The following is a 20,428-nucleotide window of genomic DNA, read 5'->3' as shown; positions in this document are numbered from 1 at the left end:
CCACCAGCTTCCTAGATAACAGGCTGTCACGCCTCGGCTCGGGCCGGGTGGCTAACTTGTTCTTGCAATTCGCGAAACAAAAATGGCTTGACCCCCAGTTGAGTATCGAGAACAAGCCATGGTTGCTTAATTCAAAATCTAAATTGTCTAACTTTTCTATTGCACTTCACAATCATTAGACTTTTTGTCTAATGATTGTAGGGCACTTCAGGAGTGGACCTTCCAAAAGATAAAAACTTTTAATCAACACCATTTGACACAGAGCCTAAAAACTGGCCCTACCATAGCAATAAGGACAGTTGAAATCCGATCTACTTTCGCGTCGTGTCCCGAGCAATCAGCTCAGGATCGACCAGCAGCTCCCCCTGTTGGGCGCCGGACTGAGCCACCTTCTGCAGGAGCATGCGGGCCAGCAGTTCGCCGAGGCGCTGCACGGGCTGCTTCACCGTGGTCAGCTTGGGGTTGGACACCTGGTCCAGAAACACCCCGTCGAAGCCAATCACGCCAAAATCGCGGGGAATAGTGCCGCCGTTTTGCATGATGGCGCGCACCACGCCGATGGCCAGGCGGTCGCTGGCGCAGATGAAGCACGTGTCCCGGGCGAACTCGGCCCAGTGGGCGTTGATGAACTGCTGCGACTGGTGGCTGTGGTTACTCATGCGGTGGATCTGCGGCAGTTTCTTGTGCTGCTGCAGGGTGTTGATGTAGCCCGCCTCACGCGAATACTCGAAGGCCTCCTTGACGTCGATGCCGAGGAACACCAGCGACTGGTAGTTCTTCGCCAAGGCGTATTCGGTGGCCATCGCGGTACCGGCCTTGTTGTCGGTGTCGATGAAGTCGTAGCCGTTGTGGTTCTCGCCAAAAATCACCGTCGGCTTGGCCAACGCGTCGATCAGCGGCAGGTCGGCGGCCCGGGCGCCGGTGACGATGAAGCCATCGGCCGCGTTGCCCTTGCCAAGGCGTTCGCGTTCGGTGACCAGCTGCAGTGCGTAGCCGCACTTGTCGAGCCCCTTGGCGATGCCGAACAGCAGGCTCATGTAATAGGGCTCGGTGGTATCGATGTCCTCCAGGATGACGAGCTTGATCACGTTGGTGCGGTTGTTGGCCAGCGCCTTGGCCGCCGCGTTGGGCTGGTAATCCAGGGTGGCCATCGCCGCCTCCACCAGCTGGCGCAGCTCGGCAGTCACCTGCTCCGGGTGGTTAATGACACGCGAGACGGTCATTTTGGAGACATTCGCCTGCTTGGCCACATCCGATAAGGTCACCATTTCTTCATCCCCCGTTTCAGGAAAATTGGTCTACGTCTATCATAAAGCATTCCGCGGTATTCGACGAGTCAGATCACACTTTTTTCGTCTAGGCCGCCAAAAAGGACTCGCGTGCGCGAGCCCTTTTCAGGAAAAAGAGAGTCTGCTTCCGGGTCGCCCCAAGCCACCCGGAGGCCGTGGGGATTAGCCCTTGTCCGCGCCAGCGGTGATGCCGTTGACGTAGAACTTCTGCATGATAATGAACAAGATGGTGATGGGAACGGCAATCACGACACACCCGGCGATGAACCAGGTGAAGTAGGTGGTCGACGTGCCCTTCGTCGCGTGTACCATGTTGTACAGCCCGTACGCGATGGTATAGGTCTTCGCGTTCCCCGAGGACGAGAGGATGATCCCGGAGAAGATGAAGTCGGTCCAAGGCGCGATGAAGGCGGTCAGTGCAGTGTACACAATGATTGGCTTAGACATCGGCAGCCCGATGTGCAGGAACACCTGCCAGCGCGAGGCGCCGTCGATTTCCGCCGCCTCGTCGATCGAACGCGGAATGGTGTCGAAGAAGCCCTTCGCGATGTAGAAACCCAGGCCCGCACCGCCGACGTACACGAGAATCAACCCGCCGAGGTTCAGCATATTGAAGCTCTTCAGGATGTAGTACAGCGCAATCATTGACATGAACCCCGGGAACATCCCTAGCACCAGCGCAATCTGGAGGTACGGCTTGCGGAAACGGAAGCGCAGCCGCGACAGCGCGTAGGCCACCGAGATGGTGACGAAGGTCGACAGCACCATTGACACCAGGGAGACGAATAAGGTGTTGCGGATCCAGTACACGAACGGGAACTGGGTGCTGGTGAAAATGCCGGTGTAGTTGCTCAGCGTGAACTGCTTGGGCCAAATTGTGGAGACGAATCCGGTGTCGTTGTACGAGAAGCTGGCCAGAACGATCCACACGATGGGAAACAGCCACAGCGCGGCAAGCAGTGCCAGCAGCACGTAACGGGCGATCAGTGACGCGCGGCGTTGTGCATGATATGAAGTCATGATCATCCCTCCTTAAAGGCGTTCGTCCGCCGGTAGGCCAGCAGCGACACCGTGGCACTGATGATGAATATCAAGATGCCGAGCACCGCAGACGCGTTGTAGCGCTGCGTCTGGCCGAAGACCAAGTTGTACAGCCAGGTCACCAGCAGGTCGGTATCCCCCGCGCCATTGTAGTTGTTGTTCATTGGGTAGCCGCCGGTCAACAGGAAAATGACATTGAAGTTGTTGATGTTGCCGATGAACTGCTGAATCAAGGCCGGCGCCATCACGAACAGAATCTGCGGGAAGGTAATGTGACGGAACACCTGGAACGGGTTGGCCCCGTCCATGCGCGCCGCTTCGATCTGGTCCTGCGGCAGGTTCTGAATGATCGCCGTGGAGGTCAGCATCGACACCGGAATCCCGATCCACATGTTGACCACGATGACGGTGATCCGGGCCACGGTCGCGTTCGCCGAAGCCCCGATGAAGTTGATGGGATGGCTGATCCACCCCCAGTTCATCAGCAGCGTGTTCAGCGGGCCTTGCAGGTCCAGAAACTGCGCCATCATCAGCAGGGAGACGAACTGCGGCACCGCGTACACAATCACGAACAGCGTGCGCCAAAGGCCCTTGTGGGTGATGCCCTTGGATTCAATCAGCATGGCCAAAAGGACGCCGAAGAAGAAGGTGGTCACCGTCGCGCAGACGGCCCAGACCAGGGTCCAGCCGAGCACCGGGAAGAAGGTGCCGGCCAAATCACCGGTCAGCACGTTGCCAAACGCCTTGAAACCGGTCCAGGAGAAGCCGATTGGGTGCTTAGAATCATAATTCGTGAACGCCATCGAGATCATGTACAGGGTCGGCAGCACGGTGAAGGCCATCACCCCGATGATTGGAATCACCATCAAGGTCAGGTGGAGCCGGCTGTCGAGCAGTGAACGCAGCTGCTCGCGGTTGGTAGCGACGTGCTGGCCGTCTCGCACCTGCACGTACAGCGTGCGCAGGGACCGCAGGCTGGCAATGTACAGACCGATCATGGCCAGCACGAGGATGACCGCCAACACACCGAACAGCAAGATCACAACGGAGTTATCCGGCAGCTTGGTCAGGTACACGCCTTGCGCGTTGTCGAAGACGACCCGCTTGGTTTTGTTGGCCCCCAGGTTGCTCAGCATGCCCAGGGCCGAGACCCCGCTGAAGCTCAGCCAGCAGATGAAAGCCAGCTCGAGTCCCAGCAGTGAAATGCCCTGCGCCCACTGCCGCCGCTTCAGCTGGGCTAGGCCCATGAAGAAGAACGACAGCTTGAAGCTGAGATCACCTTTTTGCCAAACTTCCTTGTACGTGGCTGCAGGAGGTAAATTGCTTTTCTTTTTAAACATAACTGCTCCTTCCTGAACCAGCTGAGTCAACCCTTAGCCGCTTGGGGTCAGCCTTAGTCCTTCTTCGAAATGGCTGCCGCAAAGGTGTCCAGCTTGGCCGCGTAGTCAGCTGCCTTGATGGAGCCGGTGTAAGCACCGTTGATCAGTGGCGCGGACAGGTTCCAGAAGGTTGCCATCTGAGGCATCTTTGGCATCAGGGTGGAGTAACCCGGCTTGCCCATGGTCATCACCGCTTGGGCAACTGGATCGCTCGCCACGGTGTCGCTCTTCTGGGCGGACTTGTCGACCGGAATCTGGCCGGATTCGTTGTAGACAATCAGCTGGGACTGCTTGTTGGTGATAAATTCAGCCAGCGTAGCGGCTGCCTTCTGGTTCTTGGTAGCCGTGTGGGAGTTCACGGCAAAGGCTTCGACGCCTTGGAAGGCCTGGAGTTGCACTTTCTTGCCGTTAATCGTCACAGTTGGGTACGGGGCAACGGCGAAGTCGTCACCGAGAATCTTCTTGATGTTCGCCGCATCCCACGGGCCGTCCAGGGTTGCCGCGGCGTTGCCTGACTTCAGCTGGTTCAGCGCGTTAGAGGTTTGCATCACGTTCTTGTTTTGCTTCTGCTGAGCCAACCAGGTCATTGCGGCGACCCCGGCGGTGCTGTTGACGTTGGTGCCGGTCAGGGTTTCGCCGTCCTTGCCGTACAGGTAGGTGCCGGCGCTGAGGAAGACAGGATAGAAGTTGTAGGCGTTGGTGAAGTCGGTGGCCAACACGCCCTTGCTGGTCAGGGTATCCCAGTCCTTGACGTCTTCGGCGGACAGCTTGGACTTGTTGTAGTACACCGTCTGGGCTTGCTCAGCAAACGGGAAGGCGTAGAGCTTGTTCTTCCAGGTCACGCCTTTGACGGACATGGCCACGTTGTTGGCCTTGACCTTCTTGGTTGCGGCTGGTGACAACGGATTGATGTAGCCCTGATCGGCCATCGACCCCAGCTGATCGTTTGGCACTTCGAAGACGTCTGCCGCCTTGGCCGGGTCCTTGCCGACATCGGTCTTCGCGTTGGCGGAGCCGTTCGGGCTTTGGGTGACCTTGACCGTCACGTCTGGGTACTTCTTGTTAAAGTTCTTCACGATTTTCTTGTAGTACGGCACCTGGGTGGTATCGACCCAGAGCTTCACGGTGCCGGTAACCTTGTTGCTGTCGGTGCTGGAAGAACTGGAGCTGGAGCTGCCACATGCTGCAAGGACGGTTGCAGATAGCAATGCGGTGGCCCCTAAAGCAATCTTTTGCCATAATTTCATGATGAGTTTCCTCCTAATGGAATAATTCAAGCTGCGAAGCGGGACGGTATTAGCCCCACCTGGTACGTCAATAATACCGGTAACCCCAGATTCAATCGATGACCGCCGCGAAGGTCTGGTACGGTGCCAGTGTTTCTCCAGGCGTGCCCGGCAGGTTGGTGATCAAGACCTGCTTGAGCGGCGCCGGCAGGTGGAACGGCTGAATGGTGGCGGTGAGGTTGGCCACCACCAGCCAGCGCGCGGTGCCAAGCGTGCGGTAGTAAGCCATCACGCCAGGTACGGTGGCCAGCAGGGTGAAGGCGCCGTGCACCACAATGTCATGCTCGTGGCGCAGCGCAATCAGCTGTTGGTAGGTGTAAAACACGGACTCCGGTGCCGCCAGCGCCGCCTCGACGTTCAGTGTCTTGTAGTTGGGGTTGACCCCCAGCCACGGGTTGCCGGTGGTGAAGCCGGCGTGCGCACTGGTGTCCCACTGCAGTGGCCGGCGCGCGTTGTCGCGGCCCTTGACGTTGATGGCGTGAAGCAATGCGGCGCGCGGCACCCCTTGCGCCAGCCGCGCCTGGTACATGTTGCGACTTTCCAGATCGTTGACCTCGGCGATGTCGATGACCGGGGTATTGGTCATGCCGATTTCCTCGCCTTGGTAGATGTACGGGGTGCCGCGCAGCAGGTGAAGCAGGATGGCGAACATCTTGGCCGAGCGCTCCCGGTAGCGGCCATCATCGCCCCAGCGGGACACGATTCGCGGCAGGTCGTGGTTGTTCCAGAACAGGCTGTTCCAGCCGTGCGCGTAGTCGAGTTGCGTCTGCCACTTCGCCAGTACCTGCTTGAGTGCCGCCGGGTCGAAGGCCTTGAGGTCCCATTTTTCCTTGCCGGGCTGCTGGTCGAGCTGCATGGCCTCGAACTGGAACACCATCGAGAGCTCGTGGTGCCGCGGATCGGCGTACTGCTGGGCGATGGCTGGCGTGGCCCCCCAGGTCTCGCCGACGGTCATTAAGTCAGTGCCGCCGAACGTGGCTTGGTTCATTTCGCGTAAGTAAGGGTGGAGCTGCGGGCCGTTTTCACGGATCTCACGGTCCGGATTCTTGCCAATCAGGTCGATGACGTCCATGCGGAACCCGCCGATGCCCTTCTCGATCCAGAAGTTCATCATCCGGTAAATCGCCTGGCGGACCGCCGGGTTAGCCCAGTTGAGGTCCGGCTGGCCCTTTCCGAACAGGTGCAGGTAGTACTGACCGGTCGGCGCGTCGTACTGCCAGGCCGACCCGCCGAAGGTCGAGGTCATGGCGTTAGGCACCTGCCCGTCCTTCGGGTCGCGCCAGAGGTAAAAATCGCGGTGCGGCGCGTCTCGGCTGCGACGGGCCTCAACGAACCAGCGGTGGGCCGAGGATGTGTGGTTGACGACCAGGTCCATGATGATGCGGATGCCGCGCTGCTTGGCGGCGGCGATCAAGGCGTCCATGTCGGCCATCGTCCCGAACTGGGGATCGATGGCCTCGTAGTCCGCGATGTCGTAGCCGTTGTCCTCGCCGGGCGACACGTACACTGGGCTCAGCCAAAGGGCATCGACGCCCAGCCGCTTGAGGTAATCAAGGCGACTGGTAATCCCCGGCAAATCGCCGATGCCATCCCCGTTGCTGTCCTGAAAACTCTTCGGGTAGATCTGGTAAATGACGGCTTGCTGCCACCATGGGGTCATGCACTCACCTCCTCAGCCTTCCAGCGGAATCGGCTTAGCCACGATGGCCATGGTCGTGTCCTTGTTGAAGAAGTGCGCCTTGTTGACGTCGAAGCCCATTTTCACATGATCCCCGGGATTGTGGAAGTCGCGCGCGTTGACGTTGGCAACGTACTCGGTGTCATCCGCCTTCAGGTAAAGCTGCTCGGTGGCGCCCAGGAGCTCTGACACCGACACGGTTGAGCTGATCACCGCGTCCGGCCAGGTCTCCAGGAAGGCCTCCTCCGAATGGATGTCCTCCGGCCGGATGCCGAACACGACTTCCTTGCCGTTGTACCCTTGGTCGTCCAGAATCTTCGCCCGGCCTTCCGGCACTTTGAGGCGAATGCTTTGGCCGTCGCTGACGAAGCCGTCCTGGTAGGTCATGTTGAAGAAGTTCATCGCCGGCGACCCGATGAAACCGGCCACGAACTGGTTCCGCGGGTTCTGGTAAACCTCGGCCGGGGTGCCAATCTGCTGCACGTGGCCCACGGACATGACGACAACCCGGTCGGCCATGGTCATGGCCTCGGTTTGGTCGTGGGTCACGTAAATCGTGGTGGTGTTCAGGCGCTGGTGGAGCTTGGCGATTTCCGCCCGCATGGACACCCGCAGCTTCGCGTCCAGGTTCGACAACGGCTCATCCATCAGGAAAATTGGGGCGTCGCGGACGATGGCCCGGCCCAAGGCCACCCGCTGCCGCTGGCCCCCGGACAAGGCGGCCGGCTTCCGGCCGAGAAACGGCTTCAGGCCGAGGATCTCCGCCGCGTTTTGCACGCGTTCGTCGATGTCCTCCTTCTTGTAGTGCCGTAGCTTCAGGCCGAACGCCATGTTGTCGTACACTGACATGTGCGGGTACAAGGCGTAGTTCTGAAACACCATGGCGATGTTGCGGTCCTTGGGGGCCACGTCGTTCATCACCTTATCGTCGATTTTCAGCTCGCCTTTGGTAATGTCCTCCAGCCCCGCAATCATACGCAGCGTGGTGGACTTCCCGCAGCCCGAGGGGCCGACGAACACGATGAACTCCTTATCCTTGATGTGAAGGTCGAAGTCCACCACCGAGTAATCCTCGCCGTCGTCGTACTTCTTGTAGAGGTGGTCCAAGTCGATTTCAACCATTAGTCTCCCCACTTTCTTTGGCGAACGCCGCTTGCAACTGGCTCAGCTGCAGGGCCGCCGTGTCTTTCACTAGGTAATCCGCCGCGGCCAGAAGCCGGGCATCCCCGATGCCAACCGCGAACTGACCGGCCGCTTTGATGGCGGCGACCCCGGCCGAGGCATCCTCGAAGCCGATCACCTCGGCGGCCTGGAGCCCCAGCAGCGCTTGCGCCTGCTGGTAGATCTCCGGGTCGGGCTTGCCGCGGTGCAGGGTCGCCGGATCGACGATGGCGTCGAAACTGGCGGCCAGGCCCAGGTGGTCAAGAATTGTCGGGGCGTTCCGCGACGCCGAGGCGATGGCCATTTTCAGGCCGGCCGCCTGCGCGTCCTTCAGCAGTTGCGGAATGCCCGGCAGGATGTCCACCGGCGTCATCGTCTGAATCAGCTTCAGGTACACCGCGTTCTTCTGGTCGGTTAGCGCCGTTTTCTCTGCGGCACTGAACCGGTCTTCCTGGGCGCCTGCCGCCAAAATCAGGTTCAGCGAGTCCAGCCGCGAGCGGCCGCGCAGGCCTTCGCGCTCGGCCGGCGTCAGGGTGATGCCCAGCTGGGTAGCCAGCTGGCTCCAGGCCTGCAGGTGGAACTTGGCCGAGTCGGTCAAGACGCCGTCGAGGTCGAACAGCAATCCTTTAAGCATGCGCGCTCACCTCCAAATGCTGCGGCTGGCCGGCAACCATGACGGTCAGCGGCGGGCCGGCCAGCAGGGTCAATGCAACGGTTTTCCCCACCGCGACCTGGATCACCCGGCCGCGGTAGTTGATGCGGAACTGGTAACCCTGCCACTGCTTCGGCAGGAACGGATCGAACCGCAGTTGATCGTGGTCGTAGCGCATGCCGGCGAAGCCCTGCACGATAGCCAGCCAGCCGCCGGTCATCGAGGTGATGTGCAGACCGTCTGCCGTATCGTTGTTGTAGTTGTCCAGGTCCAGACGAGCCGTACGCTGATAGAGTTCAACGGCCTTATCCTGCTTGCCGAGCTCGGCGGCCAGCACCGCGTGAATCGAGGCACTCAGCGAGCTTTCGTGCACCGTCAGCGGCTCGTAGAAGTCAAAATTGCGTTCCTTCTGCTCGCGGGTGAAGCGATCGTTCAGGAAGTACAGGCCCTGGAGCACATCCGCCTGCTTGATGAACGGCGACCGCAGGATCCGGTCCCAGGACCAGTGCTGGTTGATTGGCCGCTGATCGGCTGGAATCGAGCTTGCCGGCCGCAGGTCCTTATCCAGGAAGGTGTCGTGCTGGACGAAGATGCCCAGCTTATTGTCCTCCGGATAGTACATGCAGTCGATGATGTCCTGCCACTGCTGCTGCTCGGCACCGCTCACGGCCAGCCTGGCCTGAATGGCGGCATCGGCCTTGGGCAGCCGGGCCAGCGTGTACTCCAGGCACCAGGCGGCCATCGTGTTGGTGTACCAGTTGTTGTTGACGTTGTTTTCGTACTCGTTCGGCCCGGTGACGCCGTGGATCATGTACTTGCCGGCGCGCTTGGAGAAGTGGACCCGGTCCGCCCAGAAGCGGCTGATGCCCACCAGCACCTCCATGCCGTCGTGGTTGACGTAGCTTTCATCGCCGGTGTAGGCCGTGTACTGGTAAATCGCGAAGGCGACCGCTGCGTTACGGTGCAGCTCCTCGAAGGTGATTTCCCATTCATTGTGGCACTCGATGCCGTTGAAGGTCACCATCGGGAACAAGGCCCCTTTGAGCCCCTGCTGCTGGGCGTTGTGGTAGGCGCCGGGCAGCTGGTCGTGCCGGTACTGCAGCAGTGCCCGGGTCACGGCCGGAGGGGTGGCGGCGACGTACATCGGCACCACGTACGCCTCGGTGTCCCAGTAGGTCGCCCCGCCGTACTTCTCGCCGGTGAAACCCTTCGGCCCCACGTTGAGCCGCTTATCGTCGCCGTAATAGGTCATGAACAGCTGGGCGAGGTTGAAGCGGATCCCCTGCTGGGCCGCGTCGTCGCCTTCAATCACGACGTCGCTTTGGGCCCAGCGCTTGGCCCAAAGGGCGGTGTGTGCCGCCAGCTGGGCCGCAAAGCTTTGGCCCTGCAGCTGTGTCATCAGCCCCGCGGCCGCTTCGGCCTGGGCCTCAGGGGCGACGTCGCGGCTCGTGACCACGATGACGTCCTTTTCCAGCTGGACCGGCACGTTTGGCGCCAGCGGCAGCGTGACCGTGCTGGTCAGCTGGCCGGTGCTGGTGGTCACGGTGCCGGGTAAAAGGGTTGCCCCTTGGCGTAGGCTTTGCTTGAGCAGCACCGTGAACTGCGGGACCCCGAACGGGTTGGGCTTGGTCTGCAGCTGGATGGTGCCTGCCGCGGCGTTTTCCCCCTGCGGTGCCCAGAAGCGCTCGTCGTAGTTGCTGTCCTCGTTCGTGACGTTGCCGTCGAGCTGAGCAGCCACCGTCAATTCGGCCGGCCCGGCCAGGCTTTCGGCGGTGAGCTGCACCAGCGCCGCCTCCTTGATGACGTTGCTGAGGAAGCGCTTGAAGGTGAAGCGCACCGTGGCCTGTTTGCCTTCGAACACGAAGCTACGGGTCAGCAGGCCCTGGTGCAGGTCCAGCGTGAGGGTGAAGTCGCGGTAGGTGCTGGTGGCCAGGTCGACGCGCTCGCCGTTGACAGTGAGCGCCATGCCGATGAAGCTCGGCGCGTTGATGGCCTTGCCGAAGTAATCCGGGTAGCCGTTTTTCCACCAGCCGACGACGGTTTTATCTGGGAACCAGACGCCGCCGAGGTACGTGCCTTGCAGGTGATCACCGCTGTAACCTTCTTCGAAGTTACCGCGCAGGCCCATGTAGCCGTTGCCGATGGCGGTCATGCTTTCCTGCAGGCGTTTCTCGTTGGGGTTCAATTGGTGGCTTTGCACCAGCCACGGGTCGATTTCAAATATCCGTTTCATCTTGCATCCTTCACTTTCGGCAGGTGAATTGCGCCACCTGAACTTTTCTACACTTTTGATTATGATAGGCTGAAAGCGCTTTTAAAAGGTCAAATTGCCTGTTACCGCTATCAGAATCTTACTGAACCATAACAGCGAATCCGGTTGGCGCCAGCTGCTGGTCGGCGTAACCCTGCGCCAGTACTGGGCTGGCGGTCAGTGCTACCGGCTGCTTGGTGGTGTTAAAATACGCCGTCACGGTGTGCGCACCGATGCGGGTCACCTTAAGCAGCCCGGCCGCAGTCACGCTCAACACCGTGGTGCCGGTGCCAAGCGTTGCCGCCTGGGCGCGGCGGAAGGTCACCAGGGCCTGCACACGCTGCCAAATCGGGCCCTTCAGCTGGGCCCAGTCCATTGGCCGCCGGCAGTCGGGATCGTTTTCGCCGGCCATACCCATTTCCGTGCCGTAGTACAGGCACGGCATGCCGGTTTGCAGGAAGGTGAAGGCCAGGGCCTGCAGGGCCAGGTTCTCATCGCCGCCGGCCACCGTCAGCAGCCGCGCGGTGTCGTGCGAGTCCAGCATGTTCAGCATCGCCTGGTCGGTTTGGTCGCGGTACAGCATCAGCTGATCCGTCAGCGCCGCCGTCAGCTCAGGAGCGCTCAGCTTGCCGGTCAGGAAGTGGGCCTCGATCTGCTCGGTGAACGCGTAGTTCATGACCCCATCGAACTCATCCCCATTAAGCCACGGCTGGCTGGAGTGCCAGACCTCGCCCAGCACGAAGAAATCGGGCTTGAGCGCTTTGGTTGCCTGATTGAACCGTTTCCAGAAGTGATGGTCCACCTCGTTGGCCACATCCAGCCGCCAGGCGTCGATGTCGAACTGTTTGATCCAGTACGTCGCCACCTCAAGCAGGTAGTCCTGCACCGCCGGGTTGCTGGTGTCGAGCTTCGGCATGTGCGGTTCGAAGGCGAAGGTGTCGTACTGCGGCACGCCGCCCTGTTCCGGCGCGGCGAAGGGCGCCGCCGGAAAGCGGTTGATGTGGAACCAGGAGGCGAAGCGCGACTGCGGACCGAACTTCAGCACGTCTTGCCACTGCATGCTGCGGCTGCCCATGTGGTTGAACACAGCGTCCAGCATCACCCGCATGCCGCGGCGGTGCGCCTGGTTGACCAGATCGGCGAACAAGGCCTTGTCGCCAAACGCAGGGTCGATGTTGAAGTAGTCGATGGTGTCGTACTTGTGATTCGACATCGCCGTGAACACCGGGCAGAAGTACAGCCCGTTCACGCCGAGCGCCTGCAGGTCAGCCAAGTGGTCCAGCACCCCTTGCAAGTCGCCACCGTAGTAATCCTCACGGCCCGGGTGATCCGCCGGACGCCAAGGCTTGGTGCCCTTGGGGTCGTTCGTCTTGTCCCCGTTGGCGAAGCGTTCCGGGAATATCTGGTACCACACGGTTTCCTTGACCCAGGCCGGCGTCTGTACCGTGTCGATGGCGTGGAAGTACGGCACCCGGAACAGATCGGCCCGGCGGTTGGCGGCGCTGTCGGCCCGCAAGCCGCGGTCGCCGAGCAGGACGGTGTTGCCGTCCTGACCGGTCACCAGGAACTGGTACTGCAGGCGGTGATACGGCGCGGTCAGGCTGATGGTCCAGTAGTCGCTGGTTTGGCCGGTGCCGGTTTTGATCATCGCCGCCTCTTGGTAGGCGAATTCCGGTTCTCCGGTGGTCGGGTTCGGCGCGGTGACATACGGATCCCCGTACAGCACGGTGACCGCCTGCACGTCGGCCTTGGCTGTGTGGAGCCGCAGCCGCAGCTCATCTGGAGTGTACAAAAAACAATCTTCGCTTTCTGGGCGGTGCCGTAATGCTGCAAGTTGCATGGTTATCGAGTTCCCCTTTCGTTTAACACCACGCCGGCGTTCGCGCCAAGCGTGAGCGTTTGACCTTCGAGTTGGTAATCGCCGGCGGCCAGCGCCACGGTCGTCAGGCCTTCAGGCACGGTGAAGGTGGAGCCTTGCTCATCCAAGGCCACCGCCACCAGGGCCCGCCGGCCGGCCAGCGTGCGTTCGTAGACGTACAGGTTCGGCGCCGTCGTCAGCAGCCGGTAATGCCCGGCCTGAAACAGCGGCTGCTTCTTCAGGGCAATCAGCGCTTGGTAGAAGTGCAGCATGCTGGCCTCATCGGCCTGCTGCGCGGCCACGCTGGTCGCGTCCTCGCTGCGCCCAACCAGCCACGGCAGGTGATTGGAAAAGCCCTGGTGCAACCCGGTCGTCCAAGGCATCGGCCCCCGTGCCGGCAGTTTGTGCGTCGCCGACACCATGGCCAGCGCCGCGCTCCGCGACTGCCCGGTGGCCTCGACCGCGGCCACGAACGGCGCCACCGAAACGTCCGCGAACTGATCAACGTGATCGAACTGCAGGTTGTGTAGCCCGAGCTCCTCGCCGTAGTAGATCACCGGCAGGCCGCGCTGCAGGTACATCAGCATGGCCAGACTGCGCGCCTGGGTGGTGGTTTTGGCCACCCGCGTCGCCAGCCGGGCCATGTCGTGGTTGCCCCAGTACAGCGTCGGCATCGACACCCCGGCGAGGGTCTGCTGCCACACCGCCTGGGTTTGCTTGAACGCCGGGAAATCCAGCGTCCGCGGCTGGTACTGCGCCGGCAGCCGCGGATCCAGGCCGCTTTCGTCCTCGGTGAAGTAGCGGAACGTGATCACGCTGTCCATCAGGTGCTGGCTAGGCGCGGTGTAATCCGCCGCCAGGTTAACGTTGGCCGATGCCGCCTCGCCGAGCAGAAACGCGTCGGGGTAGTCGGTTTTGATCCGGTCGCAGAACGGCCGCAGCCATTCCTGCACCTTCGGGAGGTTGGAGAAAAACGGCTCCGCCACCACCGGCGTCTGCTGCCCCGGAGCCAGGGGGTAATCCTGCCCCAGCTCGGCCTTGGCAATGTGGATGAAGGCATCCAGCCGCAGTCCGTCGATGCCCTTGCCGAGCCAGAACGTGGCGACGTCTCCCATCGCCCGCCGCACCTCGGGATTGGCCCAGTTCAGATCCGGCATCCGCCGGTCGAATAGATGAAAATACGACTGCCCGGTTCCCGCCGGATCCGGCGCCCAAACCGATCCGCCGAAGAAGCTGCCCCAGTTGTTTGGCAGCTGTCCGTCGTGGCCAGAGAAAATGTAGTAGTCGCGGTACAGACTATTTTTGGCGTGAATGGCGTCCTGGAACCACGGGTGCTGATCCGAGGTGTGGTTTAGCACAAAGTCCATGATCAGACGGATGCCGGCCGCGTGGAGCGCCGCGATCAGCGCCTCCAGGTCGGCCATCGTACCCATGGTTTCGTCCACGGCGAAGTAATTGGCAACATCGTAGCCGTTATCCACCTGTGGGGAGACGAAGATCGGGTTCAGCCACACCGTGTTGATGCCGAGGGCTTGGAGGTACGGGATCCGTTGCCGGATCCCGTTCAGGTCCCCGATGCCGTCGCCGTTGCTGTCTTGAAACGATTTTGGATAGATTTGGTAAATAATTGCGTGTTCATACCAAGCGCCCATAACCACCCTTCCTTTCTCCTCCAACCTTATGAAAAAAAGCCGGCCACGACAAGCGCACAGGCGTTGTTACCGCTATCAAAAACTTGGGGGGCGTTGGGTGGATGATTGCGGCCGCGGTGCGGGCGGGCTGGCCTCCGGTTCGGCGTGGGGTTGGGCTGTGCGGCCGGTCTCCGCCTCCTGGGCTCCGACGTAGAGGCCCTTATGCTGTAATTACGGACAAAAATAGTTTGTGCGATAATTGACAGATGAGGAATATTTTATGACCAATACAGCTATTCGCTACACCCCCGAATTTAAGAACGTGTTTTAAATCTTTGACAAGCAGTCAATGGTATGAGTATCCTCTATACAAAAAGGAGTCTCTCTGATGCCTGATTACCCAAGCAACTTAACCAAAGAACAGTTTGAATTTATTCGACCAGATCTTGAAAGCTTTCGTAAGCGGACACACCCTAGAACGGTGGCGCTATACGATGTTTTTAATGCTGTTATCTATGTCCTGCGAACTGGATCGCAATGGCGTCAACTTCCAAACGACTTTCCAAAGTGGCAAACGGTTTATGATTACTTCAGAATGTGGTCACGGCCTTTACCACATTCTGAAGACTCATTATTGGATTTGCTTTTAAAAAAACTGTCGCACGAGATCGCTTACAACTGGGGCGATCAGTACGAACTTCGTTCGTCATCCTCGACGCGCAAAGCGTTAAAAACACTGAGCCAGCAGAACACAAAGGCTACGATGGCGGAAAGAAAATAGCTGGCATTAAGCGTCATCTGGCCGTTGATATCAACGGCTTACCGATCGCCATTCACATTACGACCGCCAACGTATCTGAACGTGACGGCGGTGTTGCGCTATTGTCGCTAAACGATGGTCAATTTGAGCTTGTTAAGCGCATCATGGCAGACGGTGGCTATACCGGTGACGATTTTGCGCAATCTGTGCGTAGTGTGATTGGCGCAGACGTCATCATCGCCAAACAAAGCGATCTTAAAAATGGCTATGTGACACCGCAGCGCTGGATTGTTGAGCGAACATTTAGTTGGCTTGAAAAGTGGCGACGGCTTTGGTTCAATTGCGAACGACAGCTACACACGAGTCAAATGATGGTTACGTTAGCTTTTGTAACCATCTTATTACGGCGCCACTGAAGATTTAAAACACATTCTTACGCTCTGCTAGGGTGAGTAGCGCCGGTTCGTTGAGGACGCCGTTTGCCTTTCATCAGATCGCCTTCCCAATCCCAAAGGTTTTACGTTCATTCACCGCTTGCGGCCGCTGTTCGATGGAAGTTCCTGCAAGGCGTTTGTTCCCGCGGTCATGGTGACGGCTTATGTGTTTGATATGGCGGTGGAGCTTCTCGGGTTAGCCGTCTTGTCCAAGAGCAAGAGCCCACGGTCGAGGTAACGATAAACGGTCGGCGTTGAAGGACAGGCACGGGAGAGGTAGAGACGCTTAATTAGATGACAGTAACCATCGATTTTTTTCAGGCGAATCTTGGTCTTTTTGACTTTGGCCGTGAGCCAGTGACGAAGAAGTGCCAGCGCCCCTTCTAGTAGTCGTGTTAGCAACGCTGCTTATGTAGAATCTGCGAAGTATCAGCGAAGTATACCTCGTAAGACAGGTAGTTCAACCTTAGTTGACGGATCTTACCACGATCAAGTTCCCGACTGATGGTACTCGGCGATCGGTGATGACGATCGACAATCCTTCTAGTAGAAAAGGCTTTCGTACGATAAAGCCCCTCAATGACGCCGACGATCTTCAGCGGTGAATTGAGTGTAATGTCGAGTGCTGTTAAACTTGTATTGAGTCATGAAGATATCACATTTCTTGTTGTTTTGACGCTTCAAGGATAGGTCTTTATGGCCTGTTTTGTTAAACCATTCCCAGTGGATTGGTCTACTTCAGCCGATGTTGCACTTCGATTTAAAATCCGGCAAAAATTTATAATTCCTTATACGTCAAAAAACAGTCTCCTCAGTTCGGTACATGAGAAGGCTGCTTTTGCAAGAATACTAGAGTATCTTTTGACCAGTTTTAAACATCAATTTATTTTAACGTCTAAGACAATTGAAGCTTATCAAAACAGGATACGTATTAGCCATTGGGAATTAGCAGCCTACGGAATATCCACTTAGAATACCACCGAGTGTCCCGTAAAGACCACCGAGAGTGATGCCTGCTGGACCAAATCCACTTAAAGCCGATGCTCCGTTCAAACCACCAATAGTTCCACCGCCAACAAGCCCCCAAAAGCACTTACCGACATCACGACCTCCAACAATTTTTTGCATTTCAAGTTCACTTAACTTTCTTATTTCGTTCATGTTCATCCTCCGTTGCAAAACTCTTCACAGAAAAATACTTCACCATCATTTCTGCGAGCGTAACAATTATCCAAAAAAGCGGAATTATTGTTAACACATTCAACATGGCCCGCCCGAATGTATCACCGACCAACAATCTAACAAGGACATTGGCTAATCCGGTACAGATCCAAAAAAGAAGCTTAAAAACAAGTTTGCGAAGCACCGGCGATAGCGCCCCCAATACCCCCTAAAATGCCTAATCCTCCAATAACATACACATTTTTAGTTTTTGCACCTAACCCTGCTCCTGTTAGGATACCCCCAACACCGCCGCCAACGGTTCCGGCAAGGCATTTCCCTGCATCCCCACCAACAATTGCCTGCAACTCATTTGTGCTCAAAATATCTAAGTTATTCATGTATATTCTCCTTTTTAACTGAATGACATGTGGCTATCACGAAAATAATTGACAATGCTATAAAGATCATCAAAAACTTTCATGGAAAAACTGTACTTGTTTTTGCAAAGTCGACTTTACTTTTTTAGTATAACTACAGATTCAAATTTTTTGTCATAAAAAAAATAAACGTCGACTTTTGGCCAATTAACGTCGTTTTACTCAATATTTTTGACTCACTAGTACATATGAACAAGCAGCTCACGTCGACTGATGATAACTCACTATGCGTCGCGCAACTTATACGTAAAAAAAGACACCCGAAGCCCCACACAATCACTGTGGAAGTTTCAAGTGTCCTTATGCCGTGCGAATCTTTTCTCAAGCCTTCTGCCGGCCATATCCCTTTAAGGTTGCCCGAATTGCGAAGCCCAAAGCGATGAGCGCAATGGTGTACAAAGCGACATTGCCGTAAAACTTACTGATCGGGTTCCAGAATACCGGCCAGAAGACTTGATAGAGCCAGAAGCCAACGACTAGCAGGCCCCAGAAAATATTGATCCAGATTTTTTTCATGGTACACACTCCCTTTTGCTGAGCGTGAGCTGGCGCGTTCAGGAGCCGGAGTATAAGTGGCCTTGGGCGGGATGGTCGGGCTTTGACCATTGCGACCAAGATTCTTATACACAGGCTCCTGCGCCAGCGAACGCGTTATGCCGAGCGTGAACCGGCGCGTTTAGGAGCCGAAGAATAAGTGGCCTTGGGCGTCCTTATATGCCACCAGGCTCCTGCACCGGTGAACGCGTTATAGCTAGCCTAAATCATTGGCGATGCCGGTGCGTTGTAATACTTATTAATCAGGTGATAGGCGGTTGCCTGTAAGCCGACCATCAAGATGATCGTGAAGCCAAACAGCCATGCGGTCCAAAGTAGTGAAACCGGGCCGCTGGTGGCGGTTAAGGCGGTGACTGAGGTGCCTCGCGCCCGGCCGACAATCAGCGTTGGAAAGACACCGAGGAAAATGGTGTAAATGAAGCTGGCCATCGTGCCGACACTGAGCCAGAACGTCACACGCGGATGGTGGTTGGCAATGGACCAAGTCTCAACTCCAAGGAACGCGACCAACAAGATCAGCAGTAACGAGACGATGACTGGCCGATTGGTGAAGAACCGGGTATAGAACGGCAACAGGACGGCAAACAGGACAACTGCCGCATAAAGTGCCCAGGTTGTGCGTTTCAGTGCCACGGTTAATTGTTCAGCGACATTCGCACTGACTTTTTTGATCACTCGGGCCAAACCGACATTCAGACTGAGCAAGACCGCTAAAATACCGCCTAAGATGCTGAATGGTGTCAGAATGTCACCCATGCTGGCATAGACAAACCCATTACGAATCGGCACGCCGCTGACCGTTGAGCTAAAGACAATGCCAAGCAGGAACGGTGGCATCAGACTGCCAATAAACAACGCCCAGTCCCAGAATTGATTATAGTGCCGGCTATGCCATTGATTGCGATAATCAAACGCGACGCCGCGGAAAATCAAGAAGAACAGCATCAGGAAAATCAATGGATAATAGCCGGAGGTCAACGCCGAATACCAGCCAGGATAAGCAGCAAACATGACAGCGAATGCGGTAACGGCCCATGTTTCATTGCCGCCCCACACCGGTCCGGTGACTTTCATAATCTGTTGCCGCCGTGACAAATCATCGCCCACAAAGAACGTTGCCATTCCAGCACCAAAATCGGCGCCATCAAGGACGAAGAACAACATCAGCTCGGTAGAAATGATGCCGAGGAAAATGACTTGCAAATTGGAAAGACTAGGCATGACTGAACGCCTCCTTTGCAAACGGATCTGGAATGGTCCGGTCTTCCGGATAATCGCCAGTAATCTGTGGCAGACCACGGGTGACAGTACGATGCGAGATATAAATCATGGTACTTACCAAGAAGACGTCGGCAATGAAGAACAATGCGAGACTCGTTCCCGCCTCCGTCGCCGTCAAACTTGGCGAAACCGCATCATACTGTGTCAGCAAGCCGTAGACAACAAATGGATAGCGCCCGACTTCAGCAACAATCCAGCCTGAAGTAAACGTCAAGTACGGAAGCCATAACGTCCAGCCCAACGTCCGCAGCGTCTTTGGATGCTCCTCAATCGTCGACTCACGCCGATGCAGCATAATTGTTGCAAACAGCGCGAACATGGTGAAGAAGTAGCCTGCATAAACCATCAGATGCATGGTCCAGAACAGCAGCGTTACTGGCGGATAGTAATTCATCTGACCGTCATAGGATTTGGCAACGGTCTTATCAAACTTTGCATGATACATTTTGGCCACTTGATTCATGCCAGGCATCGCACCGGTAAACGTGTTTTTACCAAAATACGTGCCCATGTTCGGAATCGAAATGGCTTTGGTCGTGTGATCCTTTTCATTGATCAACGCAGCCATTGCCCAAGGCGCACCGGTTGTGGCACTCCCTTCCAAATCATAGCGTCCTTCAATTGCCGTGAACTTCATCGGCTGCAGTGCGGCAGTTGCGGCACCCTGATCGTCACCTTGTGCAGGCTGGAGGAAGGCCGCTGGCAACGCGATCAGCAAGCCGATTTGAACGGCAATTTTAAATGCTGCCGTATCGCGCTTATGCAGAATCTGCCAGGCCGAGATGCCGGCTGTCACAAACCCGCCGGTGATCAGAATTGCAAATAAAACGTGTAAAAATTCCGGCCGGTACTGTGGATTCTGTAACAACGTAATCAAACTGTCCAAGCGGGCACGGCCGTTTTCCAAGTGGAAGCCATAAGGATTTTGCATAAAGGCATTAATCGCAATAATCCAAACGACGGAAAACAGTGATGCCCCCAGCATTCCAACGCCTAGCCAAGCATGGGCGCGTTTTGGCAATTTACCCCAAGTAAACCGCCACAAACCGATGATAGTCGATTCAATGAAGAACGAAATCATACTTTCAATGGCTAACGGTACACCAGAAACATCGCCCATCAAGCGGGTAAAGGCCGACCAATTCATGCCGAATTGAAATTCCATGATCAACCCGGTGACAACGCCGGTCCCAAAACTGAAGAAAAAGATGCGGCTAAAGAATAGCGTTAAACGGCCGTACTTTTCAGTGTCGCCACGACCATAGGCATATAAAAATTCAAAAATCATGGTCGTCAGCAACATCCCGATGGTGGTTGTCACAAATAGAAAGTGCGTGATGGCGGTCACCGCAAACTGCATTCGCGATAAGTTCGTGACAGCCAACGGGATCGCGGCTAATGTGAGCCCCATTTTGATCACCTCTGATAATCAAACCCCTGATATAAGTTCATTTTGCTCTTCTGATCATCGTCATTGTAAAACAAAATCAAAATTTGATATAACGATAAGCTTGTGATTTTGTTCGCATTAGCTAACGTTAACATAAGCTACTAATTAGCGGGTTAGCACG

Annotated in this window: 16 protein-coding genes; 1 reads left to right on the top strand and 15 read right to left on the bottom strand. The window is 57.0% G+C overall.

The features are described 5' to 3' along the window. Positions 1–311: 311 nt before the first annotated feature. The 10 genes from LACZS1_RS00140 to LACZS1_RS00095 all read right to left on the bottom strand — a co-directional run bounded on the left by LACZS1_RS00140 (position 312) and on the right by LACZS1_RS00095 (position 14,247). Entirely contained in the window at positions 312–1,268 is a 957-nt protein-coding gene (locus LACZS1_RS00140) for a LacI family DNA-binding transcriptional regulator (protein WP_070651016.1), read from the bottom strand. Positions 1,269–1,451: 183 nt separating this feature from the next. Beyond that, entirely contained in the window at positions 1,452–2,309 is an 858-nt protein-coding gene (locus LACZS1_RS00135) for a sugar ABC transporter permease (RefSeq protein ID WP_003569650.1), read from the bottom strand. A gap of 2 nt (positions 2,310–2,311) precedes the next feature. After that, positions 2,312–3,670: a carbohydrate ABC transporter permease gene (locus LACZS1_RS00130; RefSeq protein ID WP_070651018.1), complete on the bottom strand. Its 1,359-nt coding sequence runs from the start codon at positions 3,668–3,670 to the stop codon at positions 2,312–2,314. A 53-nt stretch (positions 3,671–3,723) separates the two neighbouring features. After that, complete coding sequence (locus tag LACZS1_RS00125; protein WP_070651021.1) at positions 3,724–4,956, bottom strand: extracellular solute-binding protein; 1,233 nt, start codon at positions 4,954–4,956, stop codon at positions 3,724–3,726. 91 nt (positions 4,957–5,047) lie between these two features. Beyond that, positions 5,048–6,655, bottom strand: a complete 1,608-nt coding sequence (locus tag LACZS1_RS00120) for an alpha-glucosidase (protein ID WP_070651023.1) — start codon at positions 6,653–6,655, stop codon at positions 5,048–5,050. A gap of 12 nt (positions 6,656–6,667) precedes the next feature. Next, positions 6,668–7,795: an ABC transporter ATP-binding protein gene (locus LACZS1_RS00115; RefSeq protein WP_070651025.1), complete on the bottom strand. Its 1,128-nt coding sequence runs from the start codon at positions 7,793–7,795 to the stop codon at positions 6,668–6,670. Next, entirely contained in the window at positions 7,788–8,468 is a 681-nt protein-coding gene (gene pgmB, locus LACZS1_RS00110) for a beta-phosphoglucomutase (RefSeq protein WP_003569641.1), read from the bottom strand. The genes LACZS1_RS00115 and pgmB overlap by 8 nt, the downstream gene beginning before the upstream one ends. Next, positions 8,461–10,719: a glycoside hydrolase family 65 protein gene (locus LACZS1_RS00105; RefSeq protein ID WP_070651026.1), complete on the bottom strand. Its 2,259-nt coding sequence runs from the start codon at positions 10,717–10,719 to the stop codon at positions 8,461–8,463. Before LACZS1_RS00105 ends, pgmB begins: the two co-directional genes overlap by 8 nt. A 118-nt stretch (positions 10,720–10,837) precedes the next feature. After that, a complete protein-coding gene (locus LACZS1_RS00100; protein ID WP_070651027.1) occupies positions 10,838–12,577 on the bottom strand; it encodes a glycoside hydrolase family 13 protein in 1,740 nt (579 codons plus the stop codon). A 2-nt stretch (positions 12,578–12,579) separates the two neighbouring features. Next, positions 12,580–14,247, bottom strand: coding sequence for an alpha-glucosidase (locus tag LACZS1_RS00095; RefSeq protein ID WP_306402888.1), 1,668 nt, complete (start codon positions 14,245–14,247; stop codon positions 12,580–12,582). A gap of 367 nt (positions 14,248–14,614) precedes the next feature. On the opposite strand from LACZS1_RS00095, the gene LACZS1_RS00090 reads away from it, so the two are divergent. Continuing rightward, a protein-coding gene (locus LACZS1_RS00090; protein WP_172493494.1) for an IS5 family transposase occupies positions 14,615–15,402 on the top strand; the annotation gives its coding sequence in 2 pieces (ribosomal slippage) (positions 14,615–14,882 and positions 14,882–15,402; 789 coding nt in all). A 963-nt stretch (positions 15,403–16,365) separates the two neighbouring features. Here the strand turns inward: LACZS1_RS00090 and LACZS1_RS00085 are convergent. From LACZS1_RS00085 to LACZS1_RS00065, 5 genes are all read right to left on the bottom strand, one after another. After that, positions 16,366–16,581 carry a Blp family class II bacteriocin gene (locus tag LACZS1_RS00085; RefSeq protein WP_070651032.1) on the bottom strand — a complete coding sequence of 72 codons (216 nt, stop codon included), beginning with the start codon at positions 16,579–16,581 and terminating at the stop codon, positions 16,366–16,368. Positions 16,582–16,763: 182 nt separating this feature from the next. Next, positions 16,764–16,982: a Blp family class II bacteriocin gene (locus tag LACZS1_RS00080; protein WP_070651034.1), complete on the bottom strand. Its 219-nt coding sequence runs from the start codon at positions 16,980–16,982 to the stop codon at positions 16,764–16,766. Positions 16,983–17,342: 360 nt separating this feature from the next. Continuing rightward, positions 17,343–17,537 (bottom strand): hypothetical protein, encoded by a 195-nt coding sequence (locus LACZS1_RS00075; RefSeq protein ID WP_010490250.1) that lies wholly within the window; start codon positions 17,535–17,537, stop codon positions 17,343–17,345. Between the two features lie 240 nt (positions 17,538–17,777). Beyond that, positions 17,778–18,797, bottom strand: a complete 1,020-nt coding sequence (cydB, locus tag LACZS1_RS00070; RefSeq protein ID WP_070651035.1) for a cytochrome d ubiquinol oxidase subunit II — start codon at positions 18,795–18,797, stop codon at positions 17,778–17,780. Beyond that, on the bottom strand, positions 18,790–20,268 hold the full coding sequence (locus LACZS1_RS00065; protein ID WP_070651037.1) for a cytochrome ubiquinol oxidase subunit I: 1,479 nt from the start codon (positions 20,266–20,268) through the stop codon (positions 18,790–18,792). Before LACZS1_RS00065 ends, cydB begins: the two co-directional genes overlap by 8 nt. Positions 20,269–20,428 lie beyond the last annotated feature (160 nt).

It is taken from the genome of Lacticaseibacillus zeae subsp. silagei, assembly GCF_030770335.1.
GTDB classification, from domain to species: Bacteria; Bacillota; Bacilli; order Lactobacillales; family Lactobacillaceae; genus Lacticaseibacillus; species Lacticaseibacillus zeae.
The sequence above is the reverse complement of the archived record's forward strand: the minus strand, read 5'-3'. Positions and strand labels throughout refer to the sequence as shown.